Genomic DNA, 17792 nt, shown 5'->3' on the forward strand with positions numbered 1-17792 from the left:
GCCCCGCGATCCCCTGGCGGACCGACGGGGCATTCCGGCGGATCAGCCGAACATCTTCTGAAGGCGCTCGCTCACCTGCTGCGGCGTCAGATCTTCCTTGTGGGTCGAGATGAACCACTGGTGGCCGAACGGGTCGATCAGATGGCCGCTGCGGTCGCCCCAGAACTGGTCGGCCACCGGCATCGTGACCCGTGCGCCCGCGGCCACCGCCTGGTTGACGATCGCATCGGTGTCGGGCACGTACAGCAGTGCCGAGCTCGACGAGCCGCCCAGCGTCAGCGGGCTCAGCGCTTGGTGCTCCGCCCGCTCCTCGGTCAGCATGAACTTCGCGGTACCCACCTGCAGTTCGGCATGCATCGTCTTGCCGTCGGGCGCGTCCATCTGCATCACCACCTGCGCGCCGAACACCTTCTGGTACCAGGCGATCGCGTCCTTCGCGCCCTTGATCACGAGGTAGGGCGTGCTGCCGGTGGCAGGCGGCACCGGGTTGACTGCCGCGCTGGGTTTCGCCTGCGTCGACTCGATCTGCGCGCGCAAGCGGTCTTCCTGCTCGCGCAGCTCGGGCGTGAACTCGGCGCCGAAGTCCTCGGCTTCGAAGACCTGACGGATCTCGATCTCCGACGACTCGCCCATCGGGCTCGGGCAGCGCTTGACCCAGGCGATCGCCTCGTCGAGCGAGTTCAGCTTCCAGAGCCAGAAGCCGGCGATCAGCCCCTTGTCGCCGGCGAACGGGCCGTTGATGACGCTGCGCTCGCGCCCCTGGAAGCGCACCCGCGCGCCCTTCGAACTCGGCTGCAGCCCTTCGCCGGCCTGCATCACGCCGGCCTTCACGAGCTCTTCGTTGAACTGCCCCATGGCCTCGAGCAGTTGGGTGTCGGGCATCACGCCGGCTTCGGAGTTCTTGTCGGCCTTGATCAGGATCATGAATCGCATGCTGGATCTCCTTGGATGAATGGGAAGCGACGGCTTCATGGCTGCGACGCGCCGCAGCGGCGGGAATCGACATGCTGCCCCTTCTTTTTTGTAACCGCGACAGCGCCCGGGTTATCTTTGCGCCTGCCCATCATTCCCGGCCGCCGCGGCCGCGCCACGCCATGCCGATCGAACCGAACCTGCCGACGACCCCGGTGCGTGTCTGGGACCTGCCGACCCGGCTGTTCCACTGGCTGCTCGTGATCTGCATCGTCGGCTCGGTGGTCAGCGCCAAGGTCGGCGGCAACGCGATGGAATGGCACCTTCGCTTCGGCCTGATGGTGTTCACGCTGCTCGCCTTCCGCCTGCTGTGGGGCTTCGTCGGCGGGCGCTGGTCGCGTTTCGCGAGCTTCATCCATGCGCCGGCCACGCTGCTGCGCCACCTGCGCGGCCAGAGCCGGCGCGATGAATGGCTGGAGGTCGGCCACAGCCCGAGCGGCGCGCTGTCGGTGTTCGCGATGCTCACGATCCTCGGGCTGCAGGTCGCGAGCGGGCTGGTGTCCGACGACGAGATCTCGACCACCGGGCCGCTGATCCGATTCGTCAGCGGCGCCACCAGCAGCCTGGCCACCTCGTGGCACAAGAGCTGGGGCCAGTGGCTGATCTACACGCTGGTGCTGCTGCACATCGCGGCCATCCTGTTCTACCTGCTCAAGCGCGGCAACAACCTGACCGGCGCGATGCTGCGCGGCGACAAGGCCTTGTCGGATGACACGCCGGCGTCGCGCGACACCCCGGTCACGCGCCTGCTCGCGCTGGTGCTGCTGCTCGCCTGCGCCGGGGTGGCCGGCTGGGTCTGGAGCCTGCGCACCTGACAAGCCGGGCCGGGATGCCTACACTCGACCCCTGCATGGACACGCCCGTCATCGAACTGGTCGCCCCCGACACGCCGGAGTTGCTCGACGCCACGCGCGCCATCATGCGCGAGTACGCGGACAGCCTGGGCATTGACCTGTGCTTCCAGGATTTCGAGAACGAACTCGCCCGCCTGCCCGGCGACTACGCGTCGCCCGGCGGCCACCTGCTGCTCGCGATGGTCGACGGCGCGGTGGCCGGTTGCGGCGCGATCCGCGGGCTGCCCGACGCCGACTACGCGAACGCCTGCGAGATGAAGCGCCTGTTCGTGCGGCCGGCGTTCCGCCGCTTCGGCCTGGGCCGCGTGCTCGCGCAGGCGCTGATGGACGAGGCGCGCCGTGCCGGCTACTCGTCGATGCTGCTGGACACGCTCGACGACATGGAAACCGCGCGCGGCCTGTACGCGTCGCTCGGCTTCGAGGAAATCCCGCCGTACTACTTCAACCCGATCCCCGGCGCGCACTACCTGAAGGTGGCGCTCGACTGGCAGACCTCGACCTACTAGCGACGATCAAGGAGATCCCATGAATGCGTTCCGCCAGTTGCTCGGCTCTTCCGGAGCGCACCCGCCGATCGGCACGTGGATCTCGTCGGGCAGCCCGATCGTCGCCGAGGCGATGGGCTGCGCCGGCTTCGACTGGGGCGTGCTCGACATGGAGCATTCGCCGCTCGACCTGATGGACCTGGTGCACCTGCTGCAGGCGGTGTCGTCGACCAAGATGCTGCCGGTGGTGCGCGTGCCGTGGAACGACGCGGTGGTGGTCAAGCGCGTGCTGGACGCGGGCGCGTCGACGCTGCTGTTTCCTTTCGTGCAGGATGCCGACGAGGCACGCCGCGCGATCGCCGCGACGCGCTACCCGCCCGACGGCATGCGCGGCATGGCCGGCATCAACCGCGGCTCGCGCTTCGGCACCATCGCCAACCATGCGACCACGGCCAACCAGCACATCGGCGCGATCATCCAGCTCGAGACGCCGGCCGCCATCCAGCAGCTCGAGGCGATCGCCGCGGTGCCGGGGGTCGATGCGATCTTCCTCGGCCCGGCCGATCTGTCGGCCACGATGGGCCACGTCGGCCAGCCGATGCACCCGGCCGTGCTCGACCTGATGTCGCAGGGCGTGCAGCGCTGCAAGGCGATCGGCAAGCCGGTCGGCACCGTCGGCGGCACGCCGGAGGTGGTCGCACAGTACCGTGCCGCCGGCTTCGATTTCGTCGCGATCGCGTCCGACCTCGGGCTGATGATGCGCGGCGCGCAGGCCGCGCTGGCCGCGCTGCGCACGCGCGACACCGAGCATGTGCACACGCTCGCGAGCGGCACGCGCGCCGAGGCCGCGTACTGACATACCCTGAAGACGCGGGCCCGCCACCCCCAGAAAGAAGCGGCGGACTCGGCCGGTTTCGTCGCGGTACCGGCGTAGCATTGCCGCCATCCCGGGCGCCACGAGGCGCCTTGTGTTCCACCCTTGCCGGGAAGGCCAATGACTGGATCGTCGAACAACAGCTTTGAATTGCATGCCGGCGCCCTGCGCCTGGCCGTCCGCCCCGACCTGGGCGGCACCATCGCCGGCCTGTGGCATCGCGACCAACCCATCCTGAGATCCACCGAACCGGGCGACCTGCAGTCCCCGCGCCTGGGCGGCAGCTATCCGATGGTGCCGTACTCCAACCGCCTCGGCTACCGGCGCTTCCGCTGGAAGGGCAAGGACTACACCACCGCGCCGAACTTCGACGACAGCCCGCATTCGCTGCATGGCGTGGCGTGGCAGCGCGCCTGGGAGGTGCTCTCCACCAGCGCGACCGAGCTGGTGCTGGGCTACGCCCACGTGCCCGACGAGCACTGGCCGTTCCCGTTCGACGTGAAGCAGTACTTCACGCTGACGCCGTCGCAATGCGGCGTGCAGCTGGTGCTGACCAACACGCACGACGCCGCGCAGCCGGCCGGTGTCGGCTGGCATCCGTATTTCCACCGCCGCGAGCGCAGCCGGCTGCACATCGACCTGTCCGACCGCTGGGATTCCGACGCCACGCAGCTGCCGGTGCGCAAGCATCCGCAGCCGGGCATCGACGGCGACGTGTCGCACCTCGGCTTCGACAACTGCTTCGAAGGCTGGACCGGCCCGGCACGCATCCGCGACGAGAAGTTCTCGATGCAGGTCACGTCGTCGCTGCCCTACCTCGTCGTCTACACGCCGGCCGAGAAGCCGTACTACTGCGTCGAACCGGTCAGCCACGTCAGCAACGCGATCCACATGGCCGATCCGGCAGCGCACGGCCTGCGCACGCTGCAACCGGGCGAGAGCCTGGACGCGTGGATGAAGATCGACGTGTCCCCGGTCTGAGATGGGCGACCTGACCCCTGACGTGCACGAGCCCTTGCCCGCACCGGCCTCGGTGCTCGGCGAATCGCCGCTGTGGCACCCGGTCGAGCAGGCGCTCTACTGGTGCGACATCGCCGGCTTCGCGCTGAACCGCTTCGATCCGGCGAGCGGCCAGCATGCGCACTGGAGCTTCGCGACCGAGGTCGCGAGCTGCGCCGCGATGCGCGACGGCGGCATGCTGCTGGCGATGCGCGACGGGCTGTGGCGCTTCGACACCCGCAGCGGCGAGCGCACGCCGCTCGCCGCCGCGCCGTACGACACCGCGCTCGAACGCTTCAACGACGGCAAGTGCGATCCGCAAGGCCGCTTCTGGGTCGGCACGATCTACGAGCCGCGCAAGCCGGCGCTCGCGGCGCTGTACTGCTTCAGCGGCGGCACGCTGCAGCGCGTCGCCGACGACGTGACGGTGTCGAACGGCCTCGCGTGGAGCCCCGATGGCCGCACGATGTACTGGAGCGACACCACCTCGCACACCGTGTTCGCGATGGACTTCGACGGCGCGAGCGGCCAGCCCGGCCCGCGCCGCGTGTTCGCGCGCTTCCCGTTGAAGCAACCGGAGCAGGACCTCGCCACCTATGGTGGCCGGCCCGACGGCGCGGCGGTCGACAGCGAAGGCGCGTACTGGTCGGCGATGTTCGAGGGCCAGCGGCTGCTGCGCCTGTCGCCCGCCGGCGAGGTGCTCGCCTCACTGGCGCTGCCGGTGCGCTGCGCGACGATGCCGTGCTTCGGCGGCGCCGACCTGAAGACGCTGTACGTGACGACCTCGCGCGAGAAGCGCCCGGCCGACGAACTGGCGCGGCAGCCGCTGGCCGGCCGCGTGCTGGCGTTCCGGGTCGACGTCGCCGGCCTGCCGGCGACGCTCTTCGGCTGAAGCCATGAATCGGGATGAGCAGCTCGCGCGCCTGCGCGACGCCACGCCATGGGACTTGGCGGTGATCGGCGGCGGCGCGACCGGCCTGGGCGTCGCGCTCGACGCGGCGGCGCGCGGCTTCCACGTCGTGCTGCTCGAAGGCGAGGACTTCGCGAAAGGCACCTCGTCGCGCGCGACCAAGCTGGTGCACGGCGGCGTGCGCTACCTCGCCCAGGGCAACGTGGCGCTGGTGCGCGAGGCCTTGCACGAGCGCGCGACGCTGCTCGCGAACGCGCCCCACCTCGCGCAGCCGCTCGCCTTCGTGATGCCGGGCTACCGCTGGTGGGAACGCTGGTTCTACGGCATCGGGCTGAAGCTCTACGACGCGCTGGCCGGCCGGCGCGGGCTGGGCGACACGCAGCTGCTGTCGACCGCGCAGACGCGCGCGCTGCTGCCCACGGTGCGCCCCGAGGGCCTGCACGGCGGCGTCAAGTACTGGGACGGCCAGTTCGATGACGCGCGGCTCGCGATCGCGCTGGCCCGCACCGCCGTCGCGCGCGGCGCCTGCGTCGTCAACCACTGCCGGGTCGACGGCCTGCTGCGCGAAGGCGGCCGCGTGACCGGCCTGCTGGCGCACGACCGCGAGCGCGGCGAACGCTTCACCGTGCGCGCCGCCTGCGTGGTCAACGCCGCCGGCGTGTGGGTCGACGAGATCCGCGATCTCGACCGCGAACCCGGCACGCCCGCCCGCGCGCCGATGGTGGCGCCCAGCCAAGGCGTGCACCTGGTCGTCGACCGCAGCTTCCTGCCGGGCGACCACGCGCTGCTGATCCCGAAGACTGCCGATGGCCGCGTGCTGTTCGCCGTGCCCTGGCTCGGCAAGACGCTGCTCGGCACCACCGACACGCCACGCGATGATTTGGCGGCCGAGCCGGCGCCGTTCCACGACGAGGTCGAGTTCATCCTGCGCGAGGCGGGCCGCTACCTGAGTCGCGCCCCGACGCGGGCCGACGTGCGCTCGGTGTGGGTCGGGCTGCGCCCGCTCGTCAAGCCGCCGGAAGACGACGGTGGCAACACCAAGGCCTTGTCGCGCGAGCACACCGTGATCGTCGGCCGCTCAGGCCTGGTCACCGTGACCGGCGGCAAGTGGACCACCTACCGCGCGATGGCCGAGGACGTGCTTGCACGCTGTGCCGACGCCGCGCTGCTGCCGGCGCGGCCGGCGGGCGTCACGGTGCGGCTGCCGCTGGCGGGCGCGCCGGCCGAGTCCTCGGTGTCACTGACGCGCAGCCCCGGCGAAGCGCGCTACGGCACCGACCTGCCGGCGCTGCGCGCGCTGCCCGGCGCCGACCACTGGCTGTGGCGCGACGGCGACGGCGGCCTGAGCGAGGCGATGGTGCGCTTCGCGGTGCGCATCGAGATGGCCCGCTCGGTCGAAGACGTGCTGGCGCGGCGTTGCCGCCTGCTGTTCCTGGATGCGCGCGAAGCGTTGCGCGTCGCCCCCGAGGTCGGCCGCCTGATGCGCGACGAATTGGGAGCGGACTTCAACGAAGCGGCATCGGTCGGCGCCTTCGAGGCGCTGGCGGCCCGCTACCTCGAACTGCCATAGTCGATGTGCCCTGGATGTCCGCGGCCTGTGTCGGGGTGTGTCAGGGGATGCGGGTCTTTGCCCATATAATCCCGAGGCTTTGCTGCTGACGACTGTCTTCTCCGCCATGACCGAACCCCTCGACCGTGGCAGAGCCTCAGAAGATGGCATCGACGACCAGCCTTTCAAGACCCTGACGCGTGAAGAAGCTCAGGCCTTGCGAGGACGAATTCCCCAGGTATCGCCCTGGAGGGTGGTGGCGGTGCAGGCGGTGGCGGGTTTGCTTTGCACGGCCATCGCGGTCGTCGTGACGCAACTGACGGGACAAGGATCTGGTGCTGCCTGGTCGGCGTTGTACGGCGCGGCGGCGGTTGTTCTTCCGGCGGCATTGCTCGCCAGGGGAATGACACGCGGGACACGAAACGCGATGGCTGCGGCCGTCGGCTTCATGTTCTGGGAAATGTTGAAGATTGCAGTTGCCATCGCGATGCTGGTGATTGCAGCAAAAGTTGTGCCCAACCTCAGTTGGCCAGTGCTGCTGGTCACGATGGTGGTGTGCATGAAGGTGAACTGGCTGGCGCTGCTGTGGCGCCGCCGCTGATGGATACAGGGTTTCACGAATGACGACCGAAGGCCAAGAGCACGCCCCAAGCGCCGGTGAATACATCATTCACCACCTGCACCATCTGCAGAACAAGCACCAGGAAGGGGTCGTCGACTTCTCGGTGATCAACCTCGATTCGGTGTTCTTCACCGTCGTGCTCGGCGCGCTCGGCTGCTGGCTGCTGTGGCTGGCCGCGCGCAAGGCCACCTCGGGCCGCCCGGGCCGCTTCCAGGCCGCCGTCGAGATCCTGGTCGAGATGGTCGACAGCCAGGCCAAGGGCATCGTCCACAACGCGCAGAGCCGCAAGATGGTCGCGCCGCTCGCGCTGACCGTGTTCGTGTGGATCTTCCTGCTGAACGCGATGGACATGCTGCCGGTCGACTTCCTGCCGTGGGTCAACGCGCACACCGTCAACCTGCCGTTCCTGCGCGTCGTGCCGACCGCCGACCTGTCCATCACGATGGGCCTGTCGCTCGGCGTGCTGCTGGTCTGCTTGTTCTACAACGTCAAGATCAAGGGCGCCGGCGGCTGGGTGCACGAGCTGTTCTCGGCCCCGTTCGGCGACAAGTGGTTCCTGTACCCGGTCAACTTCGCGATGCAGGTGATCGAGTTCGTCGCCAAGACCGTCTCGCACGGCATGCGGTTGTTCGGCAACATGTACGCCGGCGAACTGATCTTCATGCTGATCGCGCTGCTGGGCGGTGCCTGGAGCCTGTCGGGTACCGGCATCGCGTTGTTCCTGCTGCACATCCTGGCAGGCTCGGTGTGGACCATCTTCCACATCCTGATCATCACGCTGCAGGCCTTCGTCTTCATGATGCTGACCCTCGTCTACGTGGGCCAGGCGCACGATCACCACTGATCTTTCGCGGCAGGTCGTTCTTTCTTCTTTCGTTCGTTTTTTTTCTACCAAACCTAAACAGGAGTCACCATGGAAGTCATTAGCTTTGTTGCCCTCGCCGCCGGCCTCATCATCGGTCTGGGTGCCGTCGGCGCCTGCATCGGCATCGGCATCATGGGCAGCAAGTACCTCGAGTCGGCCGCCCGCCAGCCCGAGCTGATGAACGAGCTGCAGACCAAGATGTTCCTGCTGGCCGGCCTGATCGACGCGGCCTTCATCATCGGCACCGGTATCGCGCTGTGGTTCGCCACCGCCAACCCGTTCCTGGCCCAGATCGCCAACCTGCCGAAGTAAGCCGCGCCGGATCACCGGAGCCCCTCTCTCTCTAGTTCCAGAGGCAACAACGTGAGCATCAACGCTACGCTGATCGCGCAGTTGATCGTGTTCTTGATCCTGGTCGGGTTCACGATGAAATTCGTGTGGCCGCCCATCGTGAAGGCACTCGACGAGCGTGCGCAGAAGATCGCCGACGGCCTGTCGGCCGCCGACAAGGCGAAAGCCGACCTGAGCGCCGCCAACCGCCGCGTCGAAGAGCAGCTCTCTGCCGCTCGCAACGAAACCGCTCAGCGCCTGGCCGATGCCGAGCGCCTGGCCCAGGCCATGGTCGAAGAGGCCAAGACCCGCGCCAGCGAAGAGGGCGCGAAGATCGTCGCCGCCGCCAAGGCCGAAGCTGCACAGGAATCGCTGAAGGCCCGCGAGGCGCTGCGCGAGCAGGTCGCCGCACTGGCCGTCAAGGGTGCCGAGCAGATCCTCCGCAAGGAAGTCAACGCCGGCGTCCACGCCGACCTGTTGAACCGCCTGAAGACGGAACTCTGACCATGGCCGAGCTCGCTACCATCGCCCGCCCGTACGCGGAAGCGCTGTTCCAGGTCGCCGGCAAGGGTGACCTGAAGCAGGCCTCCGAGCAGCTCGACGCGATCGCGGCCGTCGCCGCGAACGCGCAGATGCGCCAGTACGCCGACAACCCGAAGGCGACCGTCGACCAGGTGTTCGACGTGATCACCTCGGTCGTCAAGTCGCCGCTGTCGGACGCCACGCGCAACCTGCTGCGCGCGATCATCGAGAACGGCCGCCTGGCCGCGCTGCCCGAAGTGGCGGTGCAGTTCCATGCGTTGGTCAGCGAACGCTCGGGCGTCTCGGACGCCACCGTCTACAGCGCCTTCCCGATCGATGCGGCCCAGCTGACGGCGGTGGTCGCGTCGCTCGAGAAGCGCTTCGGCCGCAAGCTGACGGCCAGCGTGCAGGTCGAGCCCGAACTGATCGGTGGCATCCGCGTGGTGGTCGGCGACGAGGTGCTCGACACCTCGGTCAAGGCCCGTCTCGAACAAATGAAGGTGGCGCTCACGGCGTGACGACCCGCAAGGGTTGTCCGCCGCAGGCGACAGCATTCCAACCTGCAGGCCAGCGTGCCGCGGACCGGAGAAAGCAATGCAACTGAATCCCGCAGAAATTTCCGAACTGATCAAGTCCCGCATCGAGGGCCTGGCCGGTTCGACCGACATTCGCAACCAGGGCACCGTGGTGTCGGTGACCGACGGCATCTGCCGCATCCACGGCCTGTCGGACGTGATGCAAGGCGAAATGCTGGAGTTCCCCGGCAACACCTTCGGCCTGGCGCTGAACCTCGAGCGCGACTCCGTCGGCGCGGTGATTCTGGGTGAGTACGAGCACATCTCCGAAGGCGACACGGTCAAGTGCACCGGCCGCATCCTCGAAGTGCCGGTCGGCCCCGAGCTCATCGGCCGCGTCGTCAACGCGCTGGGCCAGCCGATCGACGGCAAGGGTCCCGTCAACGCGAAGCTGCAGGCCCCGATCGAGAAGATCGCCCCGGGCGTGATCGCCCGCAAGTCGGTCGACCAGCCGATGCAGACCGGCCTGAAGTCCATCGACTCGATGGTGCCGGTCGGCCGCGGCCAGCGCGAACTGATCATCGGCGACCGCCAGACCGGCAAGACCGCCGTCGCGATCGACGCGATCATCAACCAGAAGGGTCAGAACATGACCTGCATCTACGTTGCGATCGGCCAGAAGGCGTCGTCGATCAAGAACGTGGTGCGCTCGCTCGAAGCCCACGGCGCGATGGACTACACCATCGTCGTCGCCGCATCGGCTGCCGAATCGGCCGCGATGCAGTACGTGTCGGCCTACTCCGGCTGCACGATGGGCGAGTACTTCCGCGACCGCGGGCAAGACGCGCTGATCGTCTATGACGACCTGTCCAAGCAGGCCGTCGCCTACCGCCAGGTCTCGCTGCTGCTGCGCCGCCCGCCGGGCCGCGAAGCCTACCCGGGCGACGTGTTCTACCTGCACAGCCGCCTGCTCGAGCGCGCCGCCCGCGTCAACGCCGACTACGTCGAAGCCTTCACCAAGGGTGAAGTCAAGGGCCGGACCGGCTCGCTGACCGCGCTGCCGATCATCGAGACGCAGGCCGGCGACGTGTCCGCGTTCGTGCCGACCAACGTGATCTCGATCACCGACGGCCAGATCTTCCTGGAAACCTCGCTGTTCAACGCCGGCATCCGCCCCGCGATCAACGCCGGCATCTCGGTGTCGCGCGTCGGCTCGTCGGCGCAGACCAAGATCATCAAGAGCCAGTCCGGCGGCATCCGTACCGACCTGGCGCAGTACCGCGAGCTGGCGGCGTTCGCGCAGTTCGCCTCCGACCTCGACGACGCCACCCGCAAGCAGCTCGACCGCGGTGCCCGCGTGACCGAACTGCTGAAGCAGGCGCAGTACTCGCCGCTGTCGATCAGCCTGATGGGCGCGACACTGTTCGCCGTCAACAAGGGTTTCATGGACGACGTGGAGGTCAAGAAGATCCTGGCCTTCGAAGCCGGCCTGCACCAGTTCCTGAAGAGCAGCCACGCAGCCCTGCTGAAGAAGATCGAAGACAGCAAGCAGCTCGACAAGGAAGCGGAAGCCGAATTGTCCGCAGCCGTCACGGCCTTCAAGAAGAGCTTCGCCTGAAGAACCCCTGTCACCTTCGGGTGACCGGAAAACCATAGGAGTTCGCTGATGGCAGCAGGCAAGGAAATACGCGGCAAGATCAAATCGGTGGAGAACACCAAGAAGATCACCAAGGCCATGGAGATGGTTGCCGCCTCCAAGATGCGCAAGGCGCAGGACCGCATGCGCCATGCGCGTCCGTACGCCGAGAAGATCCGCAACCTGGCGGCCAACCTGTCGACGGCCACGCCCGAGTACAAGCACCCGTTCATGGTCGCCAACGACGGCGCCAAGACGGTCGGCTTCATCGTCGTGTCCACCGACAAGGGCCTGTGCGGCGGCCTGAACACCAACGTGCTGCGCGCCGTCACCGGCAAGCTGCGCGAGCTGGAAGCGCAGGGCCTGGGTGCCGAGGCGGTTGCCATCGGCAACAAGGGCCTGGGCTTCCTGAACCGCATCGGCGCCAAGGTGGTGTCGCAGGCGACGCAGCTGGGCGACAAGCCGCACCTCGACAAGCTGATCGGCCCCGTCAAGGTGCTGTTCGACGCGTACGCCGAGGGCAAGCTGAAGCAGGTGTTCCTGTGCTACACGCGTTTCATCAACACGATGAAGCAGGAGCCGGTGGTGTTGCAGCTGTTGCCGCTGGCGGCCGACAGCATGGTGGTCGACAAGGGCACGCACGGCTGGGATTACCTGTACGAGCCCGACGCGCCGACGGTGATCAACGAGCTGCTGGTGCGCTACACCGAAGCCCTGGTCTACCAGGCGGTGGCCGAGAACATGGCGTCCGAGCAATCGGCGCGCATGGTGGCGATGAAGTCGGCGACCGACAACGCCGGCAGCGTCATCGGCGAGCTGAAGCTGGTCTACAACAAGACCCGCCAGGCGGCGATCACCAAAGAACTGTCCGAGATCGTTGCCGGTGCGGCAGCGGTCTGACCCAGAAGATTTGATTCAAAGGAAAGAACATGGCTTCGGTTTCTGCAGAAGGCAAGATCGTTCAGTGCATCGGCGCGGTGGTGGACGTGGAGTTCCCGCGCAACGCCATGCCCCGGATCTATGACGCGCTGAAGATGGAAGGCTCGAACCTGACGCTGGAAGTGCAGCAGCAGCTGGGCGACGGCGTGGTGCGCACGATTGCGCTGGGCTCGTCCGACGGCCTGCGCCGCGGCCTGACGGTGAAGAACACCGCCAAGCCGATCATGGTGCCGGTCGGTCGTGCCACGCTCGGCCGCATCATGGACGTGCTGGGCGCGCCCATCGACGAACGCGGTCCGGTCGACCAGGAACTCACTGCGTCGATCCACCGCAAGCCGCCGGCCTATGACGAACTGAGCCCGTCGCAAGACCTGCTCGAAACCGGCATCAAGGTGATCGACCTGGTGTGCCCGTTCGCCAAGGGCGGCAAGGTGGGCCTGTTCGGTGGTGCCGGCGTCGGCAAGACCGTCAACATGATGGAGCTGATCAACAACATCGCGAAGGCGCACTCGGGCCTGTCGGTGTTCGCTGGTGTCGGCGAGCGCACCCGCGAAGGCAACGACTTCTATCACGAGATGGCCGACTCCGGCGTCGTGAACCTGGAGAACCTGCCCGAGTCGAAGGTCGCGATGGTCTACGGCCAGATGAACGAGCCGCCGGGCAACCGCCTGCGCGTCGCGCTGACCGGCCTGACGATCGCCGAGTCGTTCCGCGACGAAGGCAAGGACGTGCTGTTCTTCGTCGACAACATCTACCGCTACACGCTGGCAGGTACCGAAGTGTCGGCACTGCTGGGCCGCATGCCGTCGGCCGTGGGCTACCAGCCGACGCTGGCCGAGGAAATGGGCCGCCTGCAAGAGCGCATCACGTCGACCAAGGTCGGCTCGATCACCTCGATCCAGGCCGTGTACGTTCCTGCGGATGACCTGACCGACCCGTCGCCGGCCACGACCTTCGCCCACTTGGACTCGACCGTGGTGCTGTCGCGCGACATCGCGTCGCTGGGCATCTACCCGGCCGTGGACCCGCTCGATTCGACCAGCCGCCAGCTCGACCCGAACGTGGTCGGCGAAGAGCACTACGGCGTCGCCCGTGCGGTGCAAGGCACGCTGCAGCGCTACAAGGAACTGCGCGACATCATCGCGATCCTGGGCATGGACGAACTGGCCCCTGAAGACAAGCTGGCCGTGGCCCGTGCCCGCAAGATCCAGCGCTTCCTGAGCCAGCCTTTCCACGTGGCCGAAGTCTTCACCGGCTCGCCGGGCAAGTACGTGCCGCTGAAGGAAACCATCCGCGGCTTCAAGATGATCGTCAACGGCGAGTGCGACAGCCTTCCCGAGCAGGCCTTCTACATGGTCGGCACGATCGACGAAGCGATCGCCAAAGCCAAGACCATTCAATGATCCACCCCCCCGAGGCGCTTCGCGCCTCCCCCCAGGGGGCACCTCCAGTGGCCCGGCAAAGCCGGTTCCACGGAGGCCGCTGGGTCACGGGGCCAAACTGAATCAAAGGAAATCGCATGGCAACCTTGCATGTCGACGTCGTCTCTGCCGAGGAAGCCATCTTCTCCGGCGAGGCGAAGTTCGTGGCGCTGCCGGGTGAGAACGGCGAGCTGGGCATCCTGCCCCGCCACACGCCGCTGATCACCCGCATCCGGCCGGGCGCGGTGCGCATCCAGCGCGCTGACACCGGCGAGGAAGAGTTCGTGTTCGTGGCCGGCGGCATTCTCGAAGTGCAGCCGGGCCGGGTCACCGTGCTGGCCGACACCGCGATCCGCGGCAAGGACCTGGACGAGGCCAAGGCCGCCGAAGCGAAGAAGATCGCCGAAGAGGCCGTCAAGAACGCGAAGAGCGACCTCGACCTGGCCAAGGCGCAGAACGAACTGGTGGCGCTGGCCGCCCAGATCGCCGCGCTGCGCAAGTACCGCAAGAAATAAGGCCCACAGCCTCACGACGAACCCGCCCGGCGCAAGCTCGGCGGGTTTTGTCTTTCAAGGGTCTTTCAGGGCTTGGCCGGCGCCGTGAACGGCTTCACCGCGCCGCAGTCGCTGCCCAGCCACTTCGCCGTCATCGTCATCTGCGCGCTGCGGGCCTGGCCCTTCATCGTCATCGTCGTCGAGGTCTTCACCGCGTAGCTCTCGGGGCTGGTGAAGGTGACCTCGCCGTCGGTTTCCGACGCCATCGGCTCACCGCAGCTCGAATGCCACTTCCAGACGCTGCCGCTGCGCGAGCCGACATCGGTCTTGCAGCGCGTCTGGGCCTCTTGCCAGCGGCCCTGGTCGAGCGATTCCTTCGTGTGGCAGATCTTCATGCCGCCATTCGGGCCGCCCCGCGCTTTCATCGCCGCCTCCATGCGGGCCCGCGCCTCGGGCGGCATGTCCTTCATGCGCTGTGCCATGTCGGGCATCGGCTGGCCGTTGACGAGGCGCTCGCTGTGCACCTCCCACAGCCCCGGCTTGATCGGTGGCGCGTTCTGCGCCTGCACCGCGGTGGCGAGGCAGGACAACAGCAGGCCCAGTGACGCAGCAAGGCGGAAGCGGCGCATGGCGGTCTCCTGACGCGGAAGGTGAGCGGATGATGGCACGCGGCGTGCGCCCCACCAAGTGGCCCGATACTGCGGCGATGTCGCTGATCGATGAAGCCCTGCGTGCCGGCCATGCGCCCGCGCCGCGCAAGAACACCGCGTTGCAACGCGCACTGGTGGCCGGCGGCGGTGGACCGCTCGGCTCGGCCTTGCTCGAAAGCCTGCTGTCGGTGCGCGCGTTCGCGCCGGTCAGCGTGCTCGTCACGCAGCCGACGCGCGCCGCGTTGCGCGGCCTGCACGCGCTGCTGTGGCCCGAGGGCACCGCGTTGCCGCCGGGTGACGAGCAGGTCGGCGTCATCGTGTTCGACCGCGAGCGCCACGCCAACGGCCGCGAGCTGGCGTTCTACCGGCCCGAACCGACCGAGCTGCCCGCCATCGCGGCGCAATGGCACGCACGTGGCGTGCGCCACCTGCTGGTGGTGATGCCGCACACGATGGCGAGCCTGCCCGATGCGCTGAAGCGCGGGCTGGCCAACCTCGACGAGCATGCGGTCGCGGCGCTCGGCTTCGAGCACCTGGTGTTCATGCGCACCGCGCAGGCCGGCGCGCACGAGCGCATCAGCCACCCGGCGCAGCGGCTGGCGCACTGGATGCTGTCGCAGCTGCAGCTGATGGTGCCGCAGCGCGACCGGCCGGTGCGCGCGCAGAAGGTCGCGCAGTTCGCGGCGCAGCTCGCGGCCGGCCTCGCGTCGAGTCCGCCCGGCACGCGCGTCGTACCGCCGGAAACGGTCTGGGAGGCTGCGCAGACCGACGACATCGCCGGCCTCGCGCACGCCTGGCTCAACGGGCGAGCGCCAGCGCCAACGCCTGTTGAATCGGCGCGGCCGTAGCGTCCGGCGCCGGCTCGGCGTTGCGCGCCGGCGGCTTCGGCGTGCGCGGCAGCGGCCGCATCTGCGACAGCACCCAGCGCACGCGCGCCGCATTGACCTCGCCGCGCGCATCGAAGCGCGCGAGCTCCAGGTCGGGGTTGTGCAGCAGGCTGGCCAGCCACGCGGCCTCGGCCGGCGTCAACCGATCGACGCGCTTGTGCAGCAGCTGTGCCGCCGCCGCATGCGCACCGCAGCGGCCCTGGCCCCACGGCACCAGCGACAGGTAGAGGTGCATCACGCGCGCCTTGCCGAGCGTGCGGTCCAGCTCGACGGCATACAGCAGCTCGCGCAGCTTGCGTGCATGGCCGCGCGCGCCGCCGGTGTAGACCAGCCGCGCGAGCTGCTGCGACAAGGTGCTCGCGCCGCGCTGCGGTTCGAACGACAGCGCGTTGCCGATCTCGTCGAGGTCGTAGCCCGGGTGCTCGTGGAAGCGCTGGTCCTCGGCGGCGATCACCGCGCGCGGCAGCCAGGTGCCGAAGCCGCCGGCCGGCACCGCGCCGTCGGCGCCACAGTTCGGCGCCGCATTCAGCAGCGCCTCGGTGCCCAGCCCGGCGACGCGAAAGCCGTCGAGCCGCGGGCGGAACTCCAGAGTTCGCCCGGGCAGGCGCAGCCGCAGGTCGAAACGCATCAGCCCGTCGACCTGGGCGCGCGGCAACTCGGGGATCGTCGACGCGAACAACGCGAACGCATCGGCGATCGGCGTCACGTCGCCCTGCGCGCTCAGTTCGAGCTGCTGAGAGGTCAGCACCGCGCGCCAGCGGCCGCGCACCGCATGCGCCGGCTCGCCGAGCGCGAAGTCGCCCTGCAGGTTCATGTCGGCATCGCGCGCCAGCGTGACCACCAGGCGCGTCAGCCGCACCGCATCGCCGGGCAGGCCGATGCCGCGCAGCGCGCAGGGTGCGCAGGTGGCTCGCCAGGCATCCGGACCATCCGGTGCGATCGCCACGCGGCCGAAGGGCGTGCGCACCGTGCGGCCTTCGAGCAGACGCAAGGTCACCGGGTGCGTCGCGAGCCGGATCACCGCCGGCATGCTGATCGCGCGCTGCCACGGGCCGATGTGCAGCGTCTGCGCCCACTCGCCGTCGACCGGCCGCAGCAGGCGCAACATCGCCCACGTGCCGACCAGCAGCGCGAGCACCAGGCCGGCCAGCACGCCGGTGATCCACAGCGCCGCCCTGGTTCGCCAGCTCATCGCTTGCCAGGCTTTCACAATGCCCTCGCTGTCGTGATCGCCTGCCACGGGCCGGTGCTCTGGCCGAGTTGCGCGGCCCAGAACCAGCTGGAGGCGTCGGTGAAGGCCGCGCCGTCGGCCCCGACGATCCGTTCGCACACGCGGGTGCGCTGGCCGTTGCGCTCGGCGACGAAGCAGCGCCACAGACGCTGCGCGTCATCGCGCTCCAGCCGCGCCTGCTCGATGCGGTAGCCGAGCCCGCGGTAGCAATCGGCGGCCGGGTGCAGCATGCGGGTCGGCGTGTGCACCTCGCGCATCACCAGCACCTGCGCACCGTCGGTGAGCCGGGCGATGCGGCCCGGGAACTGCGCGGCAAAGCGCTGCTCGACGGCGCTCAGCGCCAGCGGGCGCAGCGCGCGGCCTTCCCACTCGATCGGCCACTCGAACGCAGCATCGGTCGCCGTGGCACCGGTGCGGTCACGCGGCGCGCCGAGCACCGGCAGCAGCGCGCAGGCCAGCAGCAGCGCCGCGAAGCCCAGCTTGTGCCGCAGGCCATTGCGGTCATTGCGGCGCAGCATCATCCGCCTCCCGCATCAGCATCGCCACCGCGGTGCAGACCATCGCCAGCACCGCGAGCCCGATGCCCTGGTGCCAGGCCTCGGCCAGCGGCCCGCGCGACTCCAGCGCCACCAGCACGGTGTTGCGCAGCACGTTGCCGCCCAGCACCAGCGCGCCGACGGCAGGCAGCCGCCGCAGGAAGCTGCGTTCGCGCAACCCACCCAGCAAGGCCATCGTGCAGGCGCAGAAGTACGCCATCCACACCATCTGCACACCGGAGCACGGCGCGTCGACGATCACCAGCTGCCCGTCCACCAGCATCGCGGTGCCGCTGCGCTCGGCCGCCCGGCCGGCCAGCTGCAGCAGCCAGGTGCTGCACTGCGCCGTCACCAGCCGCAGCGGGAAGCCGGCGTAGAACTGCAGCGACGAGACGACCGGCAGCGACAGCACCGCCAGCCCCGCGAGCGGCAGCGTGGCCTGGCCCGACGGTGCGATGGCGCGCCAGCCGCAGGCCAGCGCCAGCGCGGCCAGCAGTGCGC

General features: G+C 68.8%; 21 protein-coding genes and 1 pseudogene. 16 read left to right on the forward strand and 6 right to left on the reverse strand.

Annotated elements, in window-relative coordinates; all coding sequences use genetic code 11:
- Positions 1 to 42: 42 nt before the first annotated feature.
- Both ACXJLU_RS24555 and ACXJLU_RS24560 read right to left on the reverse strand, forming a co-directional pair.
- Positions 43 to 483: a VOC family protein gene (locus ACXJLU_RS24555; protein WP_255376819.1), complete on the reverse strand. Its 441-nt coding sequence runs from the start codon at positions 481 to 483 to the stop codon at positions 43 to 45.
- A gap of 18 nt (positions 484 to 501) precedes the next feature.
- Positions 502 to 933, reverse strand: a pseudogene (locus tag ACXJLU_RS24560) (YciI family protein); the annotation flags it as partial.
- Between the two features lie 161 nt (positions 934 to 1094).
- Here ACXJLU_RS24560 and ACXJLU_RS24565 point away from each other — a divergent pair.
- From ACXJLU_RS24565 to ACXJLU_RS24635, 15 genes are all read left to right on the forward strand, one after another.
- Entirely contained in the window at positions 1095 to 1787 is a 693-nt protein-coding gene (locus tag ACXJLU_RS24565; RefSeq protein WP_457335491.1) for a cytochrome b/b6 domain-containing protein, read from the forward strand.
- A 35-nt stretch (positions 1788 to 1822) separates the two neighbouring features.
- On the forward strand, positions 1823 to 2332 hold the full coding sequence (locus tag ACXJLU_RS24570) for a GNAT family N-acetyltransferase (RefSeq protein WP_457335493.1): 510 nt from the start codon (positions 1823 to 1825) through the stop codon (positions 2330 to 2332).
- 19 nt (positions 2333 to 2351) lie between these two features.
- Positions 2352 to 3167 (forward strand): HpcH/HpaI aldolase family protein, encoded by an 816-nt coding sequence (locus tag ACXJLU_RS24575; RefSeq protein ID WP_457335495.1) that lies wholly within the window; start codon positions 2352 to 2354, stop codon positions 3165 to 3167.
- Positions 3168 to 3305: 138 nt separating this feature from the next.
- Positions 3306 to 4166, forward strand: a complete 861-nt coding sequence (locus tag ACXJLU_RS24580; protein ID WP_457335497.1) for an aldose 1-epimerase — start codon at positions 3306 to 3308, stop codon at positions 4164 to 4166.
- A 1-nt stretch (position 4167) separates the two neighbouring features.
- Complete coding sequence (locus ACXJLU_RS24585) at positions 4168 to 5076, forward strand: SMP-30/gluconolactonase/LRE family protein (RefSeq protein ID WP_457335499.1); 909 nt, start codon at positions 4168 to 4170, stop codon at positions 5074 to 5076.
- 4 nt (positions 5077 to 5080) lie between these two features.
- Complete coding sequence (locus tag ACXJLU_RS24590) at positions 5081 to 6664, forward strand: glycerol-3-phosphate dehydrogenase/oxidase (RefSeq protein WP_457335501.1); 1584 nt, start codon at positions 5081 to 5083, stop codon at positions 6662 to 6664.
- Between the two features lie 106 nt (positions 6665 to 6770).
- Entirely contained in the window at positions 6771 to 7244 is a 474-nt protein-coding gene (locus tag ACXJLU_RS24595; RefSeq protein WP_457335503.1) for an ATP synthase subunit I, read from the forward strand.
- A gap of 19 nt (positions 7245 to 7263) precedes the next feature.
- Positions 7264 to 8109, forward strand: a complete 846-nt coding sequence (atpB, locus tag ACXJLU_RS24600; protein WP_457335505.1) for a F0F1 ATP synthase subunit A — start codon at positions 7264 to 7266, stop codon at positions 8107 to 8109.
- 69 nt (positions 8110 to 8178) lie between these two features.
- Positions 8179 to 8442, forward strand: a complete 264-nt coding sequence (gene atpE, locus ACXJLU_RS24605) for a F0F1 ATP synthase subunit C (protein ID WP_047487532.1) — start codon at positions 8179 to 8181, stop codon at positions 8440 to 8442.
- A gap of 51 nt (positions 8443 to 8493) precedes the next feature.
- Complete coding sequence (locus ACXJLU_RS24610; protein ID WP_073462489.1) at positions 8494 to 8964, forward strand: F0F1 ATP synthase subunit B; 471 nt, start codon at positions 8494 to 8496, stop codon at positions 8962 to 8964.
- A gap of 2 nt (positions 8965 to 8966) precedes the next feature.
- A complete protein-coding gene (locus tag ACXJLU_RS24615) occupies positions 8967 to 9500 on the forward strand; it encodes a F0F1 ATP synthase subunit delta (protein ID WP_073462490.1) in 534 nt (177 codons plus the stop codon).
- 76 nt (positions 9501 to 9576) lie between these two features.
- Positions 9577 to 11115: a F0F1 ATP synthase subunit alpha gene (gene atpA, locus ACXJLU_RS24620; RefSeq protein WP_457335508.1), complete on the forward strand. Its 1539-nt coding sequence runs from the start codon at positions 9577 to 9579 to the stop codon at positions 11113 to 11115.
- A 48-nt stretch (positions 11116 to 11163) separates the two neighbouring features.
- Positions 11164 to 12033, forward strand: coding sequence for a F0F1 ATP synthase subunit gamma (atpG, locus tag ACXJLU_RS24625; protein WP_457335510.1), 870 nt, complete (start codon positions 11164 to 11166; stop codon positions 12031 to 12033).
- 29 nt (positions 12034 to 12062) lie between these two features.
- Entirely contained in the window at positions 12063 to 13475 is a 1413-nt protein-coding gene (gene atpD, locus ACXJLU_RS24630; RefSeq protein WP_073462493.1) for a F0F1 ATP synthase subunit beta, read from the forward strand.
- 116 nt (positions 13476 to 13591) lie between these two features.
- Positions 13592 to 14008, forward strand: coding sequence for a F0F1 ATP synthase subunit epsilon (locus tag ACXJLU_RS24635; RefSeq protein ID WP_056803885.1), 417 nt, complete (start codon positions 13592 to 13594; stop codon positions 14006 to 14008).
- 65 nt (positions 14009 to 14073) lie between these two features.
- Here ACXJLU_RS24635 and ACXJLU_RS24640 read toward each other — a convergent pair whose 3' ends face one another.
- Positions 14074 to 14616 carry a DUF3617 domain-containing protein gene (locus ACXJLU_RS24640; RefSeq protein ID WP_457335513.1) on the reverse strand — a complete coding sequence of 181 codons (543 nt, stop codon included), beginning with the start codon at positions 14614 to 14616 and terminating at the stop codon, positions 14074 to 14076.
- Between the two features lie 29 nt (positions 14617 to 14645).
- Between ACXJLU_RS24640 and ACXJLU_RS24645 the strand changes: the two genes are divergently transcribed.
- Positions 14646 to 15485: a Rossmann-fold NAD(P)-binding domain-containing protein gene (locus ACXJLU_RS24645; protein WP_457335515.1), complete on the forward strand. Its 840-nt coding sequence runs from the start codon at positions 14646 to 14648 to the stop codon at positions 15483 to 15485.
- Here the strand turns inward: ACXJLU_RS24645 and ACXJLU_RS24650 are convergent.
- The 3 genes from ACXJLU_RS24650 to ACXJLU_RS24660 form a co-directional block, all read right to left on the reverse strand.
- Positions 15436 to 16716 carry a biosynthetic peptidoglycan transglycosylase gene (locus tag ACXJLU_RS24650; RefSeq protein ID WP_457335517.1) on the reverse strand — a complete coding sequence of 427 codons (1281 nt, stop codon included), beginning with the start codon at positions 16714 to 16716 and terminating at the stop codon, positions 15436 to 15438. The genes ACXJLU_RS24645 and ACXJLU_RS24650 overlap by 50 nt on opposite strands.
- A gap of 14 nt (positions 16717 to 16730) precedes the next feature.
- The gene (locus ACXJLU_RS24655; RefSeq protein ID WP_457335519.1) at positions 16731 to 17273 is read right to left on the reverse strand and encodes a hypothetical protein; all 543 of its coding nucleotides are present in this window, start codon (positions 17271 to 17273) and stop codon (positions 16731 to 16733) included.
- On the reverse strand, positions 17257 to 17792 hold a 536-nt coding region (locus ACXJLU_RS24660; RefSeq protein WP_457335521.1), incomplete at its 5' end, for an archaeosortase/exosortase family protein. The genes ACXJLU_RS24655 and ACXJLU_RS24660, both read right to left, overlap by 17 nt.

The organism is Rhizobacter sp. P5_C2 (assembly GCF_054049715.1).